General features: G+C 61.8%; 18 protein-coding genes. 8 read left to right on the top strand and 10 right to left on the bottom strand.

The features are described from left to right. Positions 1-270 precede the first annotated feature (270 nt). The 4 genes from ACF8EF_RS24185 (at position 271) to ACF8EF_RS24170 (ending at position 2,074) form a co-directional block, all read left to right on the top strand. Complete coding sequence (locus ACF8EF_RS24185; RefSeq protein WP_003250099.1) at positions 271-675, top strand: TraR/DksA family transcriptional regulator; 405 nt, start codon at positions 271-273, stop codon at positions 673-675. A gap of 179 nt (positions 676-854) precedes the next feature. Continuing rightward, positions 855-1,049, top strand: coding sequence for a hypothetical protein (locus ACF8EF_RS24180; protein WP_012271507.1), 195 nt, complete (start codon positions 855-857; stop codon positions 1,047-1,049). A 345-nt stretch (positions 1,050-1,394) separates the two neighbouring features. After that, complete coding sequence (locus tag ACF8EF_RS24175) at positions 1,395-1,865, top strand: hypothetical protein (protein WP_003250101.1); 471 nt, start codon at positions 1,395-1,397, stop codon at positions 1,863-1,865. Next, positions 1,862-2,074, top strand: coding sequence for a hypothetical protein (locus tag ACF8EF_RS24170; RefSeq protein ID WP_209964798.1), 213 nt, complete (start codon positions 1,862-1,864; stop codon positions 2,072-2,074). The genes ACF8EF_RS24175 and ACF8EF_RS24170 overlap by 4 nt, the downstream gene beginning before the upstream one ends. A 12-nt stretch (positions 2,075-2,086) precedes the next feature. On the opposite strand, the gene ACF8EF_RS24165 is transcribed toward ACF8EF_RS24170, so the two are convergent. The 7 genes from ACF8EF_RS24165 to ACF8EF_RS24135 all read right to left on the bottom strand — a co-directional run bounded on the left by ACF8EF_RS24165 (position 2,087) and on the right by ACF8EF_RS24135 (position 9,245). Continuing rightward, positions 2,087-2,452, bottom strand: a complete 366-nt coding sequence (locus ACF8EF_RS24165) for a Na+/H+ antiporter subunit G (RefSeq protein ID WP_003250107.1) — start codon at positions 2,450-2,452, stop codon at positions 2,087-2,089. Beyond that, positions 2,449-2,727, bottom strand: coding sequence for a K+/H+ antiporter subunit F (locus ACF8EF_RS24160; protein WP_021783192.1), 279 nt, complete (start codon positions 2,725-2,727; stop codon positions 2,449-2,451). Before ACF8EF_RS24160 ends, ACF8EF_RS24165 begins: the two co-directional genes overlap by 4 nt. Then, positions 2,724-3,212, bottom strand: a complete 489-nt coding sequence (locus ACF8EF_RS24155; protein ID WP_392462448.1) for a Na+/H+ antiporter subunit E — start codon at positions 3,210-3,212, stop codon at positions 2,724-2,726. Before ACF8EF_RS24155 ends, ACF8EF_RS24160 begins: the two co-directional genes overlap by 4 nt. Further along, on the bottom strand, positions 3,209-4,888 hold the full coding sequence (locus ACF8EF_RS24150) for a monovalent cation/H+ antiporter subunit D (RefSeq protein ID WP_176684920.1): 1,680 nt from the start codon (positions 4,886-4,888) through the stop codon (positions 3,209-3,211). The genes ACF8EF_RS24155 and ACF8EF_RS24150 overlap by 4 nt, the downstream gene beginning before the upstream one ends. Next, positions 4,885-5,229, bottom strand: a complete 345-nt coding sequence (locus ACF8EF_RS24145) for a Na+/H+ antiporter subunit C (RefSeq protein WP_003250128.1) — start codon at positions 5,227-5,229, stop codon at positions 4,885-4,887. Before ACF8EF_RS24145 ends, ACF8EF_RS24150 begins: the two co-directional genes overlap by 4 nt. After that, positions 5,229-8,144 (bottom strand): monovalent cation/H+ antiporter subunit A, encoded by a 2,916-nt coding sequence (locus ACF8EF_RS24140; protein ID WP_176684921.1) that lies wholly within the window; start codon positions 8,142-8,144, stop codon positions 5,229-5,231. Before ACF8EF_RS24140 ends, ACF8EF_RS24145 begins: the two co-directional genes overlap by 1 nt. Before the next feature lie 150 nt (positions 8,145-8,294). After that, positions 8,295-9,245 carry a DMT family transporter gene (locus ACF8EF_RS24135; protein ID WP_176684922.1) on the bottom strand — a complete coding sequence of 317 codons (951 nt, stop codon included), beginning with the start codon at positions 9,243-9,245 and terminating at the stop codon, positions 8,295-8,297. A gap of 84 nt (positions 9,246-9,329) precedes the next feature. On the opposite strand from ACF8EF_RS24135, the gene ACF8EF_RS24130 reads away from it, so the two are divergent. After that, a complete protein-coding gene (locus ACF8EF_RS24130) occupies positions 9,330-9,893 on the top strand; it encodes a helix-turn-helix domain-containing protein (protein WP_176684923.1) in 564 nt (187 codons plus the stop codon). A gap of 48 nt (positions 9,894-9,941) precedes the next feature. On the opposite strand, the gene ACF8EF_RS24125 is transcribed toward ACF8EF_RS24130, so the two are convergent. Further along, entirely contained in the window at positions 9,942-10,490 is a 549-nt protein-coding gene (locus ACF8EF_RS24125; protein WP_176684924.1) for a cysteine hydrolase family protein, read from the bottom strand. An 82-nt stretch (positions 10,491-10,572) separates the two neighbouring features. Between ACF8EF_RS24125 and ACF8EF_RS24120 the strand changes: the two genes are divergently transcribed. The 3 genes from ACF8EF_RS24120 (at position 10,573) to ACF8EF_RS24110 (ending at position 14,053) form a co-directional block, all read left to right on the top strand. After that, positions 10,573-11,565: a GlxA family transcriptional regulator gene (locus tag ACF8EF_RS24120; protein WP_392462447.1), complete on the top strand. Its 993-nt coding sequence runs from the start codon at positions 10,573-10,575 to the stop codon at positions 11,563-11,565. Between the two features lie 81 nt (positions 11,566-11,646). Next, positions 11,647-12,027 (top strand): antibiotic biosynthesis monooxygenase, encoded by a 381-nt coding sequence (locus tag ACF8EF_RS24115; protein ID WP_392462446.1) that lies wholly within the window; start codon positions 11,647-11,649, stop codon positions 12,025-12,027. Between the two features lie 217 nt (positions 12,028-12,244). Further along, positions 12,245-14,053, top strand: coding sequence for an aminopeptidase P family protein (locus tag ACF8EF_RS24110; protein WP_392462445.1), 1,809 nt, complete (start codon positions 12,245-12,247; stop codon positions 14,051-14,053). Between the two features lie 39 nt (positions 14,054-14,092). Here the strand turns inward: ACF8EF_RS24110 and ACF8EF_RS24105 are convergent, their stop codons facing one another. Then, positions 14,093-14,374, bottom strand: coding sequence for a hypothetical protein (locus tag ACF8EF_RS24105; protein ID WP_176684928.1), 282 nt, complete (start codon positions 14,372-14,374; stop codon positions 14,093-14,095). Positions 14,375-14,565: 191 nt separating this feature from the next. Further along, positions 14,566-15,453: a threonine/homoserine exporter RhtA gene (gene rhtA / locus ACF8EF_RS24100; RefSeq protein ID WP_176684929.1), complete on the bottom strand. Its 888-nt coding sequence runs from the start codon at positions 15,451-15,453 to the stop codon at positions 14,566-14,568. Between the last annotated feature and the right edge of the window lie 464 nt (positions 15,454-15,917).

The following is a 15,917-nucleotide window of genomic DNA, read 5'->3' as shown; positions in this document are numbered from 1 at the left end:
CAACGGCAACGGCAACGGCAACAGCAGGTGGATGGGCATAGAATCTCAGTTTACTACTGGCCCAGCAGCTGAGCTGGGGTGCCGACCGGCGGATTGTCAGCAGTGGAAGCAAATTCGCACCCATTTGCAGTTGCTCCACGCGGCGTGGCGCCTTAGACTGCCGCCCCCTGTAAAAGAGTGCCGGTTGGCGCTTGAAGAATTCCGCTGGCGATGCATAGGCATCGGCGGCACATGAATCGCCCAAATGCACATTTTTTCATAGAGAAATCGATGACCAAGGAACAGTTGCTGGCCATGTCGGCCGATGACTACATGAACGCCGACCAGCTTGCCTTCTTTACTGAGCTGCTGCAGGCGATGAAAGTCGAAACCCATGAACGCATCGAGCTCAGCCGCACCACCATCGAAGGCCTGGACACCCCGTCTGACCCTGCCGACGTGGCGTCGGTCGAAGAAGAACGTAGCTGGCTGGTAAATGCCATCGACCGCGACCAGCGCCTGCTGCCACAGCTGGAAATGGCCCTGGACCGTATTGCCGATGAAAGCTTCGGCTGGTGCGATGACAGTGGTGAGCCCATCGGCCTGAAGCGCTTGCTGATCAGCCCGACCACCAAGTACTGCATTGAAGCCCAGGAGCGCCACGAGCAGCTCGATCGCCACCAGCGCCAGGTATAAATCCGCGCGCGGTGCCAAGCCCCTCGGAGCAAATCCCAGGGGCTTTTTGCGTTTCTCGTCGATACCGTTTTTGTTGCGCCATAAGAAACACTGCTGTACCAGGATGTGCTGTTTCCGCGCCACTGTCAGGCGTATCATGGCTTTATCGTTAGGGTGCTAATTAAATTCCGGAGGGAATGATGAATAGCCGAGTCGATGTGGCTGTGATGATAGGGTCGGGTGTGCCGGCCACCTTGCAGGCGCTGGGCAAGCGTATTTGCTGGGTAGTGCTGGTCAATGGCGAGCGCCGCGGCACCGCCTTCGCCACGCGCGAAGAAGCGCTTGAGTGCCAGGCTGCCTGGCAGCAGCAACTGAAGAAAGGACTGGCTGCCTGAAAATGTTTATTGCCTCTCGACGGGTTTCGGTGTTTTCGGGCATATTTGTCCTACAGTAATGCGCACATGGATGCCAGGGCTTGTCCTCTTGCAGGCTCACGCCATTGGTTGCGTTTTCTGGCGAGTGATTTCAGGCATCACGCTTCCCAAGCCGGGAATGAGCCAAACGCCTTCGGTTGAGGGCGAATCTGGCAAACCAGAGTAAAGATTCCTGCACGCTGCATCGTCAGCGAGCACAGACATTTCGCATATCGCTTTATTACTCTTTTTGCCTATCGATAAGAAATGGCCGTGCCTCCCCGAGCTTGGGTGAGGGCGGGTTGTAACCGGTTGAGGATTACTTCATTGGCAGTCAGCACACTTGATACGCATGCGTTGTTCGCCCTGGGCGACTTGCGCGGTAAATTGGCCCAACTGTTTCAGGGCCGCTTCATCTATGTCACCGAACAGAGTCCCGAAGGCTTGTACATGGCCGAAATCGACACCGAGAGTGCCCTGGTGGTCGATGACAAGCAGCGCCTTGAATTGAAAGTCGGCGACCACTTCCGTGCTGCCGTATTGCCTAGCCGCGAAGGTGGCAAGCTGGAAATGCGTTTTCGCGAAATCAAGTTGAATGTGTATGGCGTGGGCGACTACGCCTTCGTTTCTGTGCCGGAAGGCGAGGGCATCGTGTTTCGTGAAGGCCATGGCGTGATGCTGGTATTCGCCGCGCAGCAGCAAGTGCAGGAAGGCCTGGGCAAGTTGCTTAAAGCAGTGACTGGCAAGGTCGCCAAATGGCGCAAGGGTGAACTGACCACCTTCAAGGCCAGTGAATGACCGAAACTGACGACGCACCGGCCTCGCGGGCCGAGTTTCATCGGCAGCACCAGGCAGATGCCGTGGCTGAGGCAGAACGTTTGCTGGCCGGGCGTGAGAAGCTGCAAAGCGCCTGGTTGAACTGGGTGGCGGCTGAGCTCTATCGCCTCAGCCCGCCGCCGTATGCCGCCATGGTCCGGCGCGAGTTGCAGCGCCTCAGCCAAGGTTGAGACGGCAAACCTTCAATTGCCACGGTCTCGGCCGCTGCTGACTTCTTCAGGCACCGGCTCTTTCGACATGCGCTTGCGGAACAGCGCCGCCCGCGCCAGCAACAGCGTGGTTATCGGCACGGTGATCGACAGCAGGATAGGAATCAGCCACGCGTGCAGCACAGGGGTGCCCTTGAGCCACGAAAAGTAGATGATCGAGGCCAGTGCAACGCACCATGCACCAAGGGTCGAGGCCAGCGCTGGCGGGTGCATGCGCTGGAAGTAGTCTTTCAGGCGTACCAGGCCTATAGCGCCGACCAGGGCGAACAGGCTGCCGGTGAGCAGTAGCGCGGCCGTGACCAGTTCCAGCCAGAACGGCAGTACCAGGGCTTCAGTCATTCGATCACCTCTCCGCGCAGCAGAAACTTGGCCAAGGCAAACGAGCCGACGAAACCAAACAGCGCAATCAGCAGGGCACCTTCGAAGTAGGTGTCACTGGCATAACGGATACCCAGCACCAGCATGGTGAGCATGGCCAGGATGTACAGGTAGTCCAGGGCCAGCACGCGGTCTTGGGCGGACGGGCCACGGAACAGCCGGATCAGCGTCAGGCCCATGGCCAGGGCGAAGATGAACAGGCTGGCGAGGACGGCGTTGGCGAGCAGGCCTGTCATTGGAAAATCTCCATCAGCGGGCGTTCGTAAGTGTCCTTGAAGTGCTGTATGAAGGCCGCTTCATCGTCCAGCTCAAACACATGCACCAACAGCACACTGCGGTCCAGTGCCAGTTCGGACCAGACTGTGCCAGGCACCACCGTGGTGATCATCGACAGCGCTGCCAGGCCGTGGGGGTCACGCAATGCCAGTGGTACGTGAACGAACGCCGAGCGTGGCGGCTGCTTGCCGGCCCGCAGCACACCGCGGGCCACCAGCAGGTTGGAGATGACCACATCGATGCCGACCCGACCGATCAGCCTGGCGATGACCAGGGGACGCCGTACGTGGGCATGCTGCGGGCGCAGGGGTGCCATCAACAGTGGCGCCAGTATGCCAAGTGCGGCGCCCAGCAGCAGGTTGCCGGGGCTGACCGAGAGGTTCAGCAGCAGCCACAGGCCGAACAGCGAGACCGATAGCAGCGGGGCGGGGAGCAGTCGGTTCATGGCTGCACCTGTACGTCGCGCGAGGTGGGGCCAGGAATCGGCCGGGCGGCCATCACGGCTTCGATATAGGCATCGGGGGCCTGCAGGCTGGCGGCAGTGTCCTGGGTGTAGCGCAGCAACGGCTCGGCCTTGAGGCTGAGGATGAGGCACAGGCCGAGCAGGATGACGATGGGTAGGCATTCATAGCGCCGCAGCACCGGTGACGGGCGCTCTTCGGGCTTCCAGAATCGCTGGATACCGACGCGGCCGAAGGCGATCAGCGAGGCCATGCCGGACAGGATCAGCAACGCCACCAGGCCCCAGCCGGCGGCACTCAGCGGCTGCTCGGCCGGCACGCCCAGGCCCAGTGGATTGAACAGCGCGCTGATCAGGTTGAGCTTGCCGACAAAGCCCGACAGCGGCGGCATGCCGATGATCAGCAGTGCGCAGGCGATGAAGCTGAGCCCGAGGAAGGCCATGGTCCACGGGATGATCTGGCCGATTACCACCTGCTGTTCATCGTCGAGGTTGATACCCTTGGGCGGGTGCAGCGATTCCAGTGGCGGCGGCATGGCGTCCTCTTCTTCGTCCAGCGGCGCTTCATTGGCCGAGCGCGAGCGCTCGACCAGTTCGGCGAGCAGGAACAGTGCGCACAGCGCAAGGGTCGAGTTGACCAGGTAGAACAGCGCCGCGCCGGTCAGTGCCGCCTGGGCAAAACCCACCGCGCCAAGCAGGGTGCCGGCCGAGACCAGGATACTGAGTGCCGCCATCCGCTCCAGGCGCTGTGCCGCCAGGATCGATACCGCTGCCACCGCCAGGGTGACCAGGCCGCCGTAAACCAGCCATTCACCGCCGAAATGCGCCGAGGCCCCGGCCTGCCCGGAGAACAGCAGCGTCCACAGGCGCAGCACGGCGTACAGGCCGACTTTGGTCATGATGGCGAACAGTGCAGCCACCGGCGCGCTGGCTGACGCGTAAGCTGGCACCAGCCAGAAGTTCAGCGGCCAGATGCCGGCCTTGACCAGGAAGGCCACGGCCAGGATTGCCGCGCCGGCATGCAGCAGGCCACGGTCGGCCTCCGGTACCAGTGGAACCTTCAGCGCCAGGTCGGCCATGTTCAGGGTGCCGGTCACGCCATACAGCATCGCTGCGCCGATCAGGAACAGCGACGAGGCAAACAGGTTGATGGCGATGTAGTGCAGGCCGGCGCGCACCCGCGCCCGCCCCGAACCATGCAGCAGCAAGCCATAGGAGGCGGCCAGCAGCACTTCGAAGAAGACGAACAGGTTGAACAGGTCGGCGGTGAGGAAGGCGCCGTACAGGCCCATCAGCTGGATCTGGAACAGCGCATGGAAGCTGGCCCCTGCACCGTCCCAGCGGGCCCGGGCAAACAGCAGGGCGCTGAAGCCGATGACCCCGGTCAGGCTCAGCAAGAGCGCGGACAGGTGGTCCACCACCAGCACGATGCCAAACGGCGCTGGCCAGTTGCCCGGCAGGTACACGCCGATCGAGGCTGCCTGGCCCTGGGTGCGCACCCACAGCAGCAGAGAGACCGCGATTGCCAGGCCGGTGAATGTTGACAGCAGGTTAAGCCTGGCCTTGATATGCCTGTGCTTTTCACCCAGCAGCAACATTATCGCCGCTGTAATCAGCGGCAGCAGGATGGGGGCGACAATCAGTTGGCTCATACCACTCATTCGTCACGCTCCCGGCCATCCACGTGGTCGGTACCGGTCAGGCCGCGCGAAGCCAGCAGCACCACGAGGAACAGCGCGGTCATGGCGAAACTGATGACGATGGCGGTGAGCACCAGTGCCTGTGGCAGCGGGTCGGTGTAATGCAACAGGTCCTGGGTAACGCCATCCTTGATGATCGGCTCCTTGCCGATGAACAGGCTTCCCATGCTGAAGATGAACAGGTTGACCCCGTAGGAAAGCAGACACAGGCCCATGATCACCTGATAGGTGCGCGGGCGCAGGATCAGCCACACCCCGGAGGCAGCCAGTACGCCGATGGCGACTGCAATCACTTCTTCCATCAGGCGGCTCCTGCTTGGCTGGTTTTTGCCGGGTTGCCCGGGCGATAGGCGCGCACCGACTGGTGCGCCAGGGCCGTGAGGATCAGCAGGGTCGAGCCGACCACAACGGTGTATACGCCGATATCGAAGAACAGCGCGCTGGCCACGTGCACATCACCCAGCAACGGCAGGTGCAAGTGGGCGGTATGAGTGGTGAGGAACGGGTAACCCAGCAGCATGGCGCCGACCCCGGTCAGGGTCGCGCACAGCAGCCCGGTTCCCATCCAGCGCAGCGGCCGCAGGCTCATCTGCGCCTCGACCCACTGGGTGCCGGCCACCATGTACTGGAGGATGAATGCCACCGACATCACCAGGCCAGCGACAAAACCGCCACCGGGCTGGTTGTGCCCACGCATGAACAGATACATGGACACCAGCAAGGCGATCGGCAGCAGCAGGCGCACCAGCGCTGCAGGCACCATCATGAAGCCCAGTGCGGTATCGGTGGCATGCCGCGGGTTGATCAGGTCGGTGACTACGTCCGGCGCCAACTGACGTTGTTGCGCTGGCAGTTGCATGCTCTCTTTCGGAGGACGGAAGCGCCGTAGCAGGGCGAACACCGTCAGGGCCACAGCCACCAATACGGTGATTTCACCCAGGGTATCGAAGCCGCGGAAGTCGACCAGCATGACATTGACCACATTGGTGCCGCCGCCCTGAGGCAATGCCCGGCTCAAGTAGAACGAGGAAATGTCATTGGGCGTCGGTCGGGTCAGCATGGCGTACGACAGCACGGCCATGCCGCCACCCACCAGCACGGCCAGCAGCAAGTCGCGCAGGCGGCGCATGCGCGCGCGCTCCAGGCTGCCAGGCAGCGGCGATACGCCTTCGATACGCCGTGGCAGCCAGCGCAGGCCAAGCAGAATCAGCACGGTGGTGACCACTTCCACCACCAACTGGGTCAGTGCCAGGTCGGGCGCAGAGAACCAGACGAAGGTGATGCAGGTCATCAGGCCGCAGACGCTGACCATGATCAGTGCCGCCAGGCGGTGGTACTTGGCCTGGTAAGCGGCGCCGATGGCGCAGGCAATGGCGATCAGCCACAGGGCGACGAACACGCCCGAACCCGGAATCTTCGGGCGATCACCCCAGCTCAGGCCGCTATACAGCATCGGCGTGAGGCCCGCGAGGAACGCGGCGAATACCAGCATGAACAGCTGCGACTGCAGTCGCCGGGTGGTGAGCACGCGCTCGATGCGACGCGCCAGCAGCATCAGGTGAACCTGGCCGTGCTCGAACAGTCGCTTGCCATTGAAGCGCTCGATCACCGGCGGGTAGGGGAAGCGGCCCAGGCGCAGTTGCTTGCGCAGCAACAGGTACAGGACGATGCCGCCGCTCATGGCTACCAGGCTCATGATCATCGGCGCGTTCCAGCCATGCCAGATGGCCAGGCTGTATTCCGGCAGGGTACCGCCAACCACCGGCAGGGCCGCAGCGGCCAGCAGGGGGCCGACCGACTGGGTGGGGAAGATGCCCACTACCAGGCACGTGAGCACCAGCAGCTCCACCGGAGCACGCATCCAGCGTGGCGGCTCGTGCGGGGTATGGGGCAGGTCCTGGGCCGTCGGCCCGAAGAACACATCGACGGTAAAACGCAGGGCATACGCCACGCTGAAGGTGCCGGCCAGAGTGGCGATTACCGGCAGCGTGGCCTCGACCCAGGCAGTGGAACTGATGAACACCGTTTCGGCGAAGAACATTTCTTTCGACAGGAAGCCGTTCATCAGCGGCACGCCGGCCATTGAGGCGCTGGCGACCATGGCCAGGGTCGCGGTGTAGGGCACCAGGCGGATCAGGCCGCTGAGGCGGCGAATGTCACGGGTGCCGCTCTCGTGGTCGATGATGCCGGCGGCCATGAACAGCGAGGCCTTGAAGGTGGCATGGTTGAGGATGTGGAATACCGCGGCGACGGCAGCCAGCGGGCTGTTAAGGCCCAGTAGCAGGGTAATCAGGCCCAGGTGGCTGATGGTCGAATAGGCCAGCAAGCCCTTGAGGTCATTTTGGAACATGGCGGCGAAAGCGCCGAGCAGCAGGGTGAGGGCGCCGGCACCGCCGACGATCCAGAACCACTCCTCGCTACCGGAAAGTACCGGCCACAGGCGTGCCAGCAGGAACACCCCGGCCTTGACCATGGTTGCAGAGTGCAAGTAGGCCGACACCGGTGTGGGCGCTGCCATGGCGTGGGGCAGCCAGAACTGGAAGGGGAACTGTGCGCTCTTGGTCAGTGCGCCAATGAGGATCAGGGGCAGCAGCACCGGGTAAAGCGCATGCTGGCGGATGATATGCCCGGCAGCCAGGACCTTGTCCAGGTCATAGCTGCCGACCACATGGCCGAGCAGCAGGGCCCCTACCAGCAGGCACAAGCCGCCTGCACCGGTTACCATCAGCGCCATGTAGGCGCCACGACGGGCGTCGGCGCGGTGGTGCCAGTAGCCGATCAGCAGGAAGGAGAACAGGCTGGTCAGTTCCCAGAAGAACACCAGTTGGATCAGGTTGCCGGAGATGACCAGGCCGAGCATGGCCCCCATGAAGGCCAGGAAGAACGCGAAGAAGCGTGGTACCGGATCTTGCGGTGACATGTAATAGCGGGCATACAGCGACACCAGAGCGCCAATGCCCAGTACCAGCAACGAGAACAGCCAGGCAAAGCCGTCCATGCGCAACACCAGGTTCATTCCCAGGCTGGGAAGCCACAGGAACTCTTCGCGAATGACGCCACCATGGGCAATCTGAGGGTACAGAAGTGCTACCTGGACGGTACCGACCAGGGCTACGAGCCCGGCAAGAATGGACTCGGCGTTACGTGCGTTGTGCGGCAGCACAGCTGCCAGGCAACTGCCCACGAACGGCAGAAGCAATAGCACTATCAAGGACATAGCGGCCTATTCTGGAGAAGTTTGCAAAGAATCATACGTGCCGAGGTGTTTATCACCAACACGCAAGCTGTCGCAGGATCCTACAAACAGGCTGTGACAAGCGGTTTTTTTATAACAGCTTTTTACAATGAATGGCCGCTGTTGACCGCTTTACAGCCCGGCCTGGCGTTCGCCTTGATGCTGCACATCGCGTGCTTCGACCGTTTCGCGAGGGCGCCGCACCTTGAGTTCACTGACCACCACCGCGACCACGATCAGCAGGCCGCCGAGCAGCGCCACACCCGGCAGGCGCTCGCCAGCCAGGCGCCCAACGATGCCGGCCCACACCGGTTCACCGGCATAGATGAGCGTGGCGCGAGTAGGCGAAACCGACTTCTGTGCCCAGTTCATCGCCACTTGGATCACCGCACTCATTGCGCCCAGGCCGACTGCGCTGGCCAGCAACAGCCAGGAAAAGTCGGGGATGCGCTCCTGGGTCGGCACGATCATCAGAAACGCCAGCAACGATGCGGTGGCAAGTTGCACCACGGTAACCCGGCGCACATCGACCTGGCCGGCGTAGCGGCTGATCAGAATAATTTCACCGGCGATGGCCACGGCACTGACCAAGGTGACCAGCTCGCCCTCGCTGAAACGCAGGCTGCCCCCTTCCGGGCCAGCCAGCAGCATCAGGCCGATGAAAGCCAGGCAGATACCCATGCTGGGCATCAGGCCAGGCCGCCGCCCCAGCACCAACCACTGCAGCAGCGGCACGAACGGCACGTACAGCGCAGTGATGAACGCTGACTGGCTGCTGCTAATGGTTTGCAGGCCCATGGTCTGCAGGCCATAGCCGAGCATGATCGACACGCCGATCAGCATGCCTGCCTTCAGTTCGGTGAAGGTAAGGCCGGGCAGCGCTCGCGCCGAGACCACGCCAACGAACAGCGCGGCTGCCGCGAAGCGTAGGCCGACGAAGAACATCGGGCCGCTGACGGTCATCACGTTGTGCACCAACAGGAAAGTGCCGCCCCACAACATGGTGATGAATACCAACACCAGTTCGGCCTTGCTCAGGCGGAAGGTGACGGCAGGGGTAGGCTTGCTGCTGGGCTGGTTCATGGTCTTGCACACTCGGAAAGGGCGGCGCACAATCGCCGCAAAAGTGGGCAGTATACTGCGCAATCCTGATCAGTGAGCAATATAGTGCACAAGGATTCTTCGCACCGGGCATCGGTGCTGCAACATGTCAGCCTCAATGTGCGCAGTCTGCGCAACGCCGCCGGCTTGAGTCAGGCGGCGCTCGCCGAGCGTTCAGGGGTCAGCCGGCGCATGCTGGTCGCGATCGAGGCGGGCGAGAAGAATGTCAGCCTGACCACATTGGACCTGATTGCCGAAGCCTTGGGCGTGGCCTTCAGTACCCTGATCCAGGCGCCAGACCTGCGCGACCCCGGGCGCATTGAAGAACTGGCCTGGGCTGGTGAACACCCCCAGAGCAGAGCGGTGTTGCTGGGTAGCAGCCCGGCAAGGCGCGAGGTGGAACTTTGGGAATGGACCCTGGCACCGGGGGAGTGCTATTGCAGTGAGGCCGATGCCGAAGGCTGGAGTGAGCAGATTTACGTGGTCGATGGGCAACTGACGCTGATCATCGAAGATGTCGAGCATCGCTTGCAGGCGGGGCGGTTCCATGTGTTCCCCAGCAATTGCCGGTATGCCTACCGCAACGATGGCGTGGCGGCTGTGCGGTTTGTGCGCAATGTGGTGATTTGAGTCTGCAGGCTTTGGGGCTGCTGTGCGGCCCCAAAGGTCTCAAGCCGATCAGTTTTTCAGCAGATCATCGGTCTTCACCACATTGGCATAGGCAAACGCCAACGCCGCCATCGCCGAGTCATGTACATGAGCCGCCGGCACCTGCTTGCCGTCGAACGCCAGTGGCAGGGTTGCGCAGGCATCGTGCGCCACGGTCACTTGATAGCCCAGATCGGCCGCAGCCCGGGTGGCGGCGTCAATGCACATGTGGCTCATGCTGCCGACGATGGTCAGCGCCTCGACGCCATGCCGGTCCAGCGTGTGCTCGAGATCGGTGCCGAGGAAGGCATTGACCTTGTGCTTGAGCACCACCGGTTCGCCCGGTAATGGCTCGACCTTGGCGTGGATGGCTGCACCCTGCGAACCGGGGGTAAAGAATGGCGCATCGGCAGTGTCGAACTCATGCCGCACATGCACTATCAGGTCGCCGCGCTGGCGTGCTGCTGCCAGCAGGCGGGCAGCGTTGTCGGCCGCCTGGTCGGCACCATCGAGGGTCCATTTGCCGCCCGGGAAGTAGTCGTTCTGGATGTCGATGATGATCAGTGCCTGCTTGCTCATGCTGCCTCCTGTGGCAGTAGTCGTCGAGAGACGTTAGTTATAGGCTGTGTTTACTCACCTGAGGATTGGCGCGAACGACACTATGCGGGCAAAAACTGACACCTCAGCCTACCTGGATATCGGCTTGCTGCTGTACCCCGGCGTGCAGCGCGCTGCCGTGCATGGGCTGGCCGACCTGTTCCTTGTGGCCAACCGGGTTGCGGCTGAACTGGGGGCCGTCGAACTGCCGCACATTCGCGTCACTTGCTGGCAGGCAGATGAGACGGGGCAGTTGTTGGCAGCGTCGGATGGTTCATCTGTCACCGCGCCGAGCCTGCGCGTACTGATCATTCCACCAAGCCTGGAGTCAGCTCCGCAGGCCGCGTTGCTCGAGCGTCACCGCGTGCCGCTGTGCCTGCTGCACGGGCGTGGTACGGTGCTGGCGTCGGTATGCATCGGTGTATTTTTCATTGCCGCCAGCGGTTTGCTCGACGGGCGCCCGGCCTGCACCCACTGGAACTATGTGCAGGCGCTTGCCCAGCGTTTCCCCAAGGTGCGGGTAGAAACCCAGCAGCCGTTGCTGGATGACGGCGACATCGTGACCTCGGCAGGTTTGATGGCCTGGACCGACCTGGGATTGCGTCTGCTGGAGCGCTTTGTGGGGACTACGGTGGCACAGGAGACCGCCCGCTATCTGGCCGTCGATCCGGTTGCGGCGCTGCTGCCCGGAGCTGTATTCAACCCGCGCCTGGACCACGGCGACGAGGCCGTGTTGAAGGTGCAACACTGGTTGCAGGGCAATGGCGGGCAGGATGCCGACCTGGCCGCGATGGCTGCCTGCGCGGGGCTGGAGGAGCGCACTTTCTTGCGGCGCTTTCGTGCAGCCACCGGGCTGCGCCCGACCGAGTATTGCCAGCAGGTGAGGGTTGGGCGGGCGTGCCGTTTACTGGAGTTCACCCGGCGCAACGTCGAACAGATTGCGTGGGGAGTCGGATACCAGGATCCGGGCGCGTTTCGCAAGGTGTTCCAGCGTGTCACCGGCCTTACCCCGAGTGACTATCGGCGACGGTTTGCGGTGTCCGGCCAGGGTCTGTAGAAACCGCTTGACCTTGACTTTGCTTGAGGTTTTACCCTGCACGGCATCGCGCTGCATGCGTCCGTAGCCAGGAGACTGTCGATGTTGGCAAAACCTCATGCCTTGTGGTTCACCCAGATGATCGAATACGAAGTGCCCAGTATGTACCAGCAGGCATTGGCCCAGGCCCTGGTGGTGCGTAGTGAAGCGTTGGCTGAGCGTTGCGAAGGGCTACAGGGTGTGAGTATCCAGGCCAGCGACGATGGCAGCCGGGTGTTGCAATACCTGCAATGGCAGTCACGCCAGGCCTGGGCTGCGGCAGCCGTGCACTTCGTCGAGGAGTCGTTTCTCGACCTGCTGGGCAAGCATCAGGCACGAAGCATCAACTTCGCCGCCTACCAGGCCCTGCGCAGCCTGGTGCGCGGTGACGATGGCGTCCTGCATTGCCAGGTGGGCGGGCCTCAGGCATACCAAGGTGCGTAGCGCTGTGTGCAATGCTTGTGCTACATGTGAAGTCTTCGTCCTGGGGCGTTCAGCGGAACTTGATCAATGATCCTTGCCCCGTTGTAGGAAGTGTCCTATTGGCACAGGGCGTGGCGGGCAATGCATGCCGTATCTTGGTCGTCGCGATTGCAGCGCTATGGCGGCTGTTCCATTATCGGTCTATTGGATAAACCGTTATGAAGCCGCAGGAGAGCGCATGAACGTCCAGACGACCCTTGAGCAAAGCGTGCCGCAGCGACTGGTGCACGTGCGCCAAGTCATGGCGGCAGAGGGCATCGATGCCTTGCTGGTACCCTCTGCCGATCCCCATCTTTCCGAATACCTGCCCGGTTACTGGCAGGGGCGTCAGTGGCTTTCGGGGTTTCAGGGCTCGGTCGGTACGTTGGTGGTCACCCCCGGGTTTGCCGGGCTGTGGGTCGATAGCCGGTACTGGGAGCAGGCGGCTCAGGAGCTGGCGGGCAGCGGCATCGAACTGATGAAACTGTTGCCGGGCAAACCCGGGGCGCTGGAATGGTTGGGCGAAAACGTCGCGCCCAACGGTCGCGTGGCAGTGGATGGTGCGGTCATGGCCCTGGCTTCGGCGCGCCAGCTGGGTGAGCGGCTGAAGGCGCGTGGAGCGCAGCTGGTGACTGACATGGACCTGCTGGGTCAGGTCTGGGATGGGCGCCCGGCGCTGCCAGGTAACCCGGTGTACCAGCACTTGCCGCCACACGCCACGGTGAGCCGGGCGGAAAAGCTCGCGCAATTGCGCCAGGGCATCCAGGCCAAGGGGGCCGACTGGCACTTCATCGCGACCCTGGATGACATTGCCTGGCTGTTCAACCTGCGCGGAAGCGATGTCTCCTACAATCCGGTTTTCCTGGCCTTTGCCCTGATCAATCAGCAGCAGGCCATCCTGTTCGTGGGCCAGGACAAGGTGGACGCGCACCTGCGTCAGGTGCTGGAGGTCGACGGCATCGAGGTGCGTGACTACAGTGAAGCAGGCAAGGCGCTAGGCACCGTTCCCGCGGGGGCGCGGCTGCTGGTGGATCCGGCCCGGGTCACCTGCGGCCTGCTGGACAGCCTGGCGGCAGAGGTGGTGCTTGTCGAGGGGCCCAACCCCACCACGCTGAGCAAGTCTTGCAAGGGTGACGACGACCTGGTGCACATTCGCCAGGTCATGGAGCAGGACGGCGCAGCCTTGTGCGAGTTTTTCGCCTGGTTCGAGGCGAACCTCGGCCGGGAGGTCATTACCGAGCTGACGGTTGACGAGCAATTGAGCGCCGCGCGTGCTCGGCGCCCGAACTTCGTGTCGCTGAGCTTTTCTACCATCGCCGCCTTCAATGGCAATGGCGCGATGCCACACTACCGTGCCACCGAGCAGTCGCATGCGCTCATCGAGGGTAATGGCTTGCTGCTGATCGACTCGGGCGGTCAATACCTGGGCGGCACTACCGACATCACCCGCATGGTGCCGGTCGGTAGTCCCAGCCAGGCACAGAAGCAGGACTGCACCCGTGTGCTCAAGGGCATGATTGCCCTGTCGCGTGCCACGTTCCCGCGGGGGGTGCTGTCGCCGTTGCTCGACGCTATTGCCCGGGCGCCGATCTGGGCTGACCAGGTCGATTATGGCCATGGTACCGGCCACGGGGTGGGCTACTTCATGAACGTGCATGAGGGGCCTCAAGTGATCGCCTACCAGGCGGCACCTGCACCGCAGACGGCGATGCAAGCGGGCATGATCAGCTCGATCGAGCCGGGTACGTACCGCCCGGGGCAGTGGGGAGTACGCATCGAGAACCTGGTGGTCAACCGCGAAGCAGGAAAGAGTGCCTTCGGTGACTTCCTGCAATTCGAGACCTTGACCCTGTGCCCTATCGACACCCGCTGTCTGTTGCCCGAGTTGCTGACCAAGGAAGAGGTGGAGTGGCTGAACAGCTATCACGCCCGCGTGCGTGAGCGCCTGGCACCCTTGCTACAAGGGGATGCGCTAGCTTGGTTGGAGGTGCGTACCGCACCGCTGTAACGCAGATGAAAAAGGGCAGTTTGCGAGCTGCCCTTTTCTCTATTTACAGATGATGATCATGCTACGGCTGGTGTAACCTGCAGGGTTTATGCCGAACAAGTAGTCACCGGCTTCCTCATCGCTATCGCCCGAGCGTGCAATGACCCGGTAGCCGCGCGTGCTGCAGGAGCTTGCGGCCTTGCTGTAGCAATTGTCCCATGAGGAAGAAAGGCCGGAGCAATTGATATGCAGGCCCTTCTTGCCCCTTTTGACCTCGGTCTTGGCTGTGGCGGCACATCCAGCAATAGCCAAGATGGCCAGGATGAGAAAAATTCGTTTCATTCCTGTCCTTAAATGCAGGGCAAATCATTTGTCACGACCCTGTCGTTGTCGCTTCGGTTCTTCCTGAACCTTCCCCAGCGTCCGTGTTCGGCCCAGTAGATAGCGTAAAGATGATGATTCTGTGACAGCTTAATCAGCGAGACGGGCTGCTACAATCACTAATCCTTTCTCAAATGAAAATATTTCTCATATCAGTCTGCTGCGATCGCCGGGCTGGGCGCCTTGCGCATGGACAGGGTGGTGCCGACCGAGGCGGTAATGATTGCCAGAATCGCCAGCCATTGAGTAAGCGTCAGCACTTCGCCAAGGAACAGCAGGCCGGACAATGCGCCAAATGCCGGTTCGATGCTCATCAGGGTGCCGAACGTGCGCGCCGGAATTCGCGTGAGGGCAACCATTTCCAGGCTGTATGGCAGCGCAGTGGACAGTATTGCAACCGCCAACGCCATGGGGATCACTGCAGGTGTGAGCAGGGCGCTACCGGCGTGGGCGATGCCGATGGGGGCGACGAACAGGGCCGCAACTACCACCCCCAGGGCCGCGCTCTGGATGCCGTGCTCGGCCCCTGCACGTTGTCCGAACAGGATGTACAGTGCCCAGCATGCCCCCGCACCCAGCGCATAGGCGGCGCCCAGTGGGTCGAGTGCCTGGCCGCTGTGGCCTGCCGGCAGTAACAGCAGCAGGCCGGCGATGGCCAGGGCAATCCACAGGAAATCGATCGGTCGCCGCGAGGAGAAGATCGCCACGGCCAACGGGCCAGTGAATTCCAGGGCGACGGCGATACCGATCGGTACTGTCTGCAAGGCCATATAAAAGAGGAAGTTCATGCCACCCAGCGCCATGCCGTAGATGACCACGTTGCGCAACGTGTTGGCGGTCATGCGTACCCGCCACGGGCGCAATATAAGCAGCATGATGATGCTGGCGAAAATCAGGCGCAGGGCGGTGGTGCCTTGTGCGCCGATGATCGGGAACATGCTTTTGGCCAGAGAGGCGCCGGACTGAATCGATGCCATGGCGATAAGCAGTAGGCCGATCGGGAAAAGGGTGGCGGCCAGGCTGCGGGGCTGGGTGTTCATTTAAGTGCGGCAATCCTTGGGTGGGGAGGTGGTGAGCAATATAGTGCGCAATTGGTGGGGTGGGTGGTAGCCCTCAAGCGGGTTTGGCAGAAATATTTCAACTCATTGAAATTAAAGGTTGACCTTATCGATAGCCTCCCTATAATGCGCACCACTCCAACGCGGTAGCGAAGCAAGGCTAGCGACTGTGTTGAGTCAAGTGTTTGAAGTGAAACGAGTTTCTCGCAAAAAACTTCAAAATAAACGCTTGACAGGCTCTGAGGAAAGCGTAGAATGCGCGCCTCGGTTGAGACGAAAGGCTCTTAACCAAACGCTCTTTAACAAATCGAATCAAGCAATTCGTGTGGGTGCTTGTGAGTACGGACTGATAGTCAAAAAGATTATCAGCATCACAAGTGGCCATGCGAGAAATCACATAGTCATTTGAGATTGCTGAGCCAAGTTTAGGGTTTCTTAAAAACCCA

Origin of the sequence: Pseudomonas sp. zjy_15, from assembly GCF_043101865.1 — a bacterium.
GTDB classification, from domain to species: Bacteria; Pseudomonadota; Gammaproteobacteria; order Pseudomonadales; family Pseudomonadaceae; genus Aquipseudomonas; species Aquipseudomonas putida_Y.
Note: the sequence above shows the minus strand (reverse complement) of the source record. Positions and strands in the feature narration are given on the sequence as shown.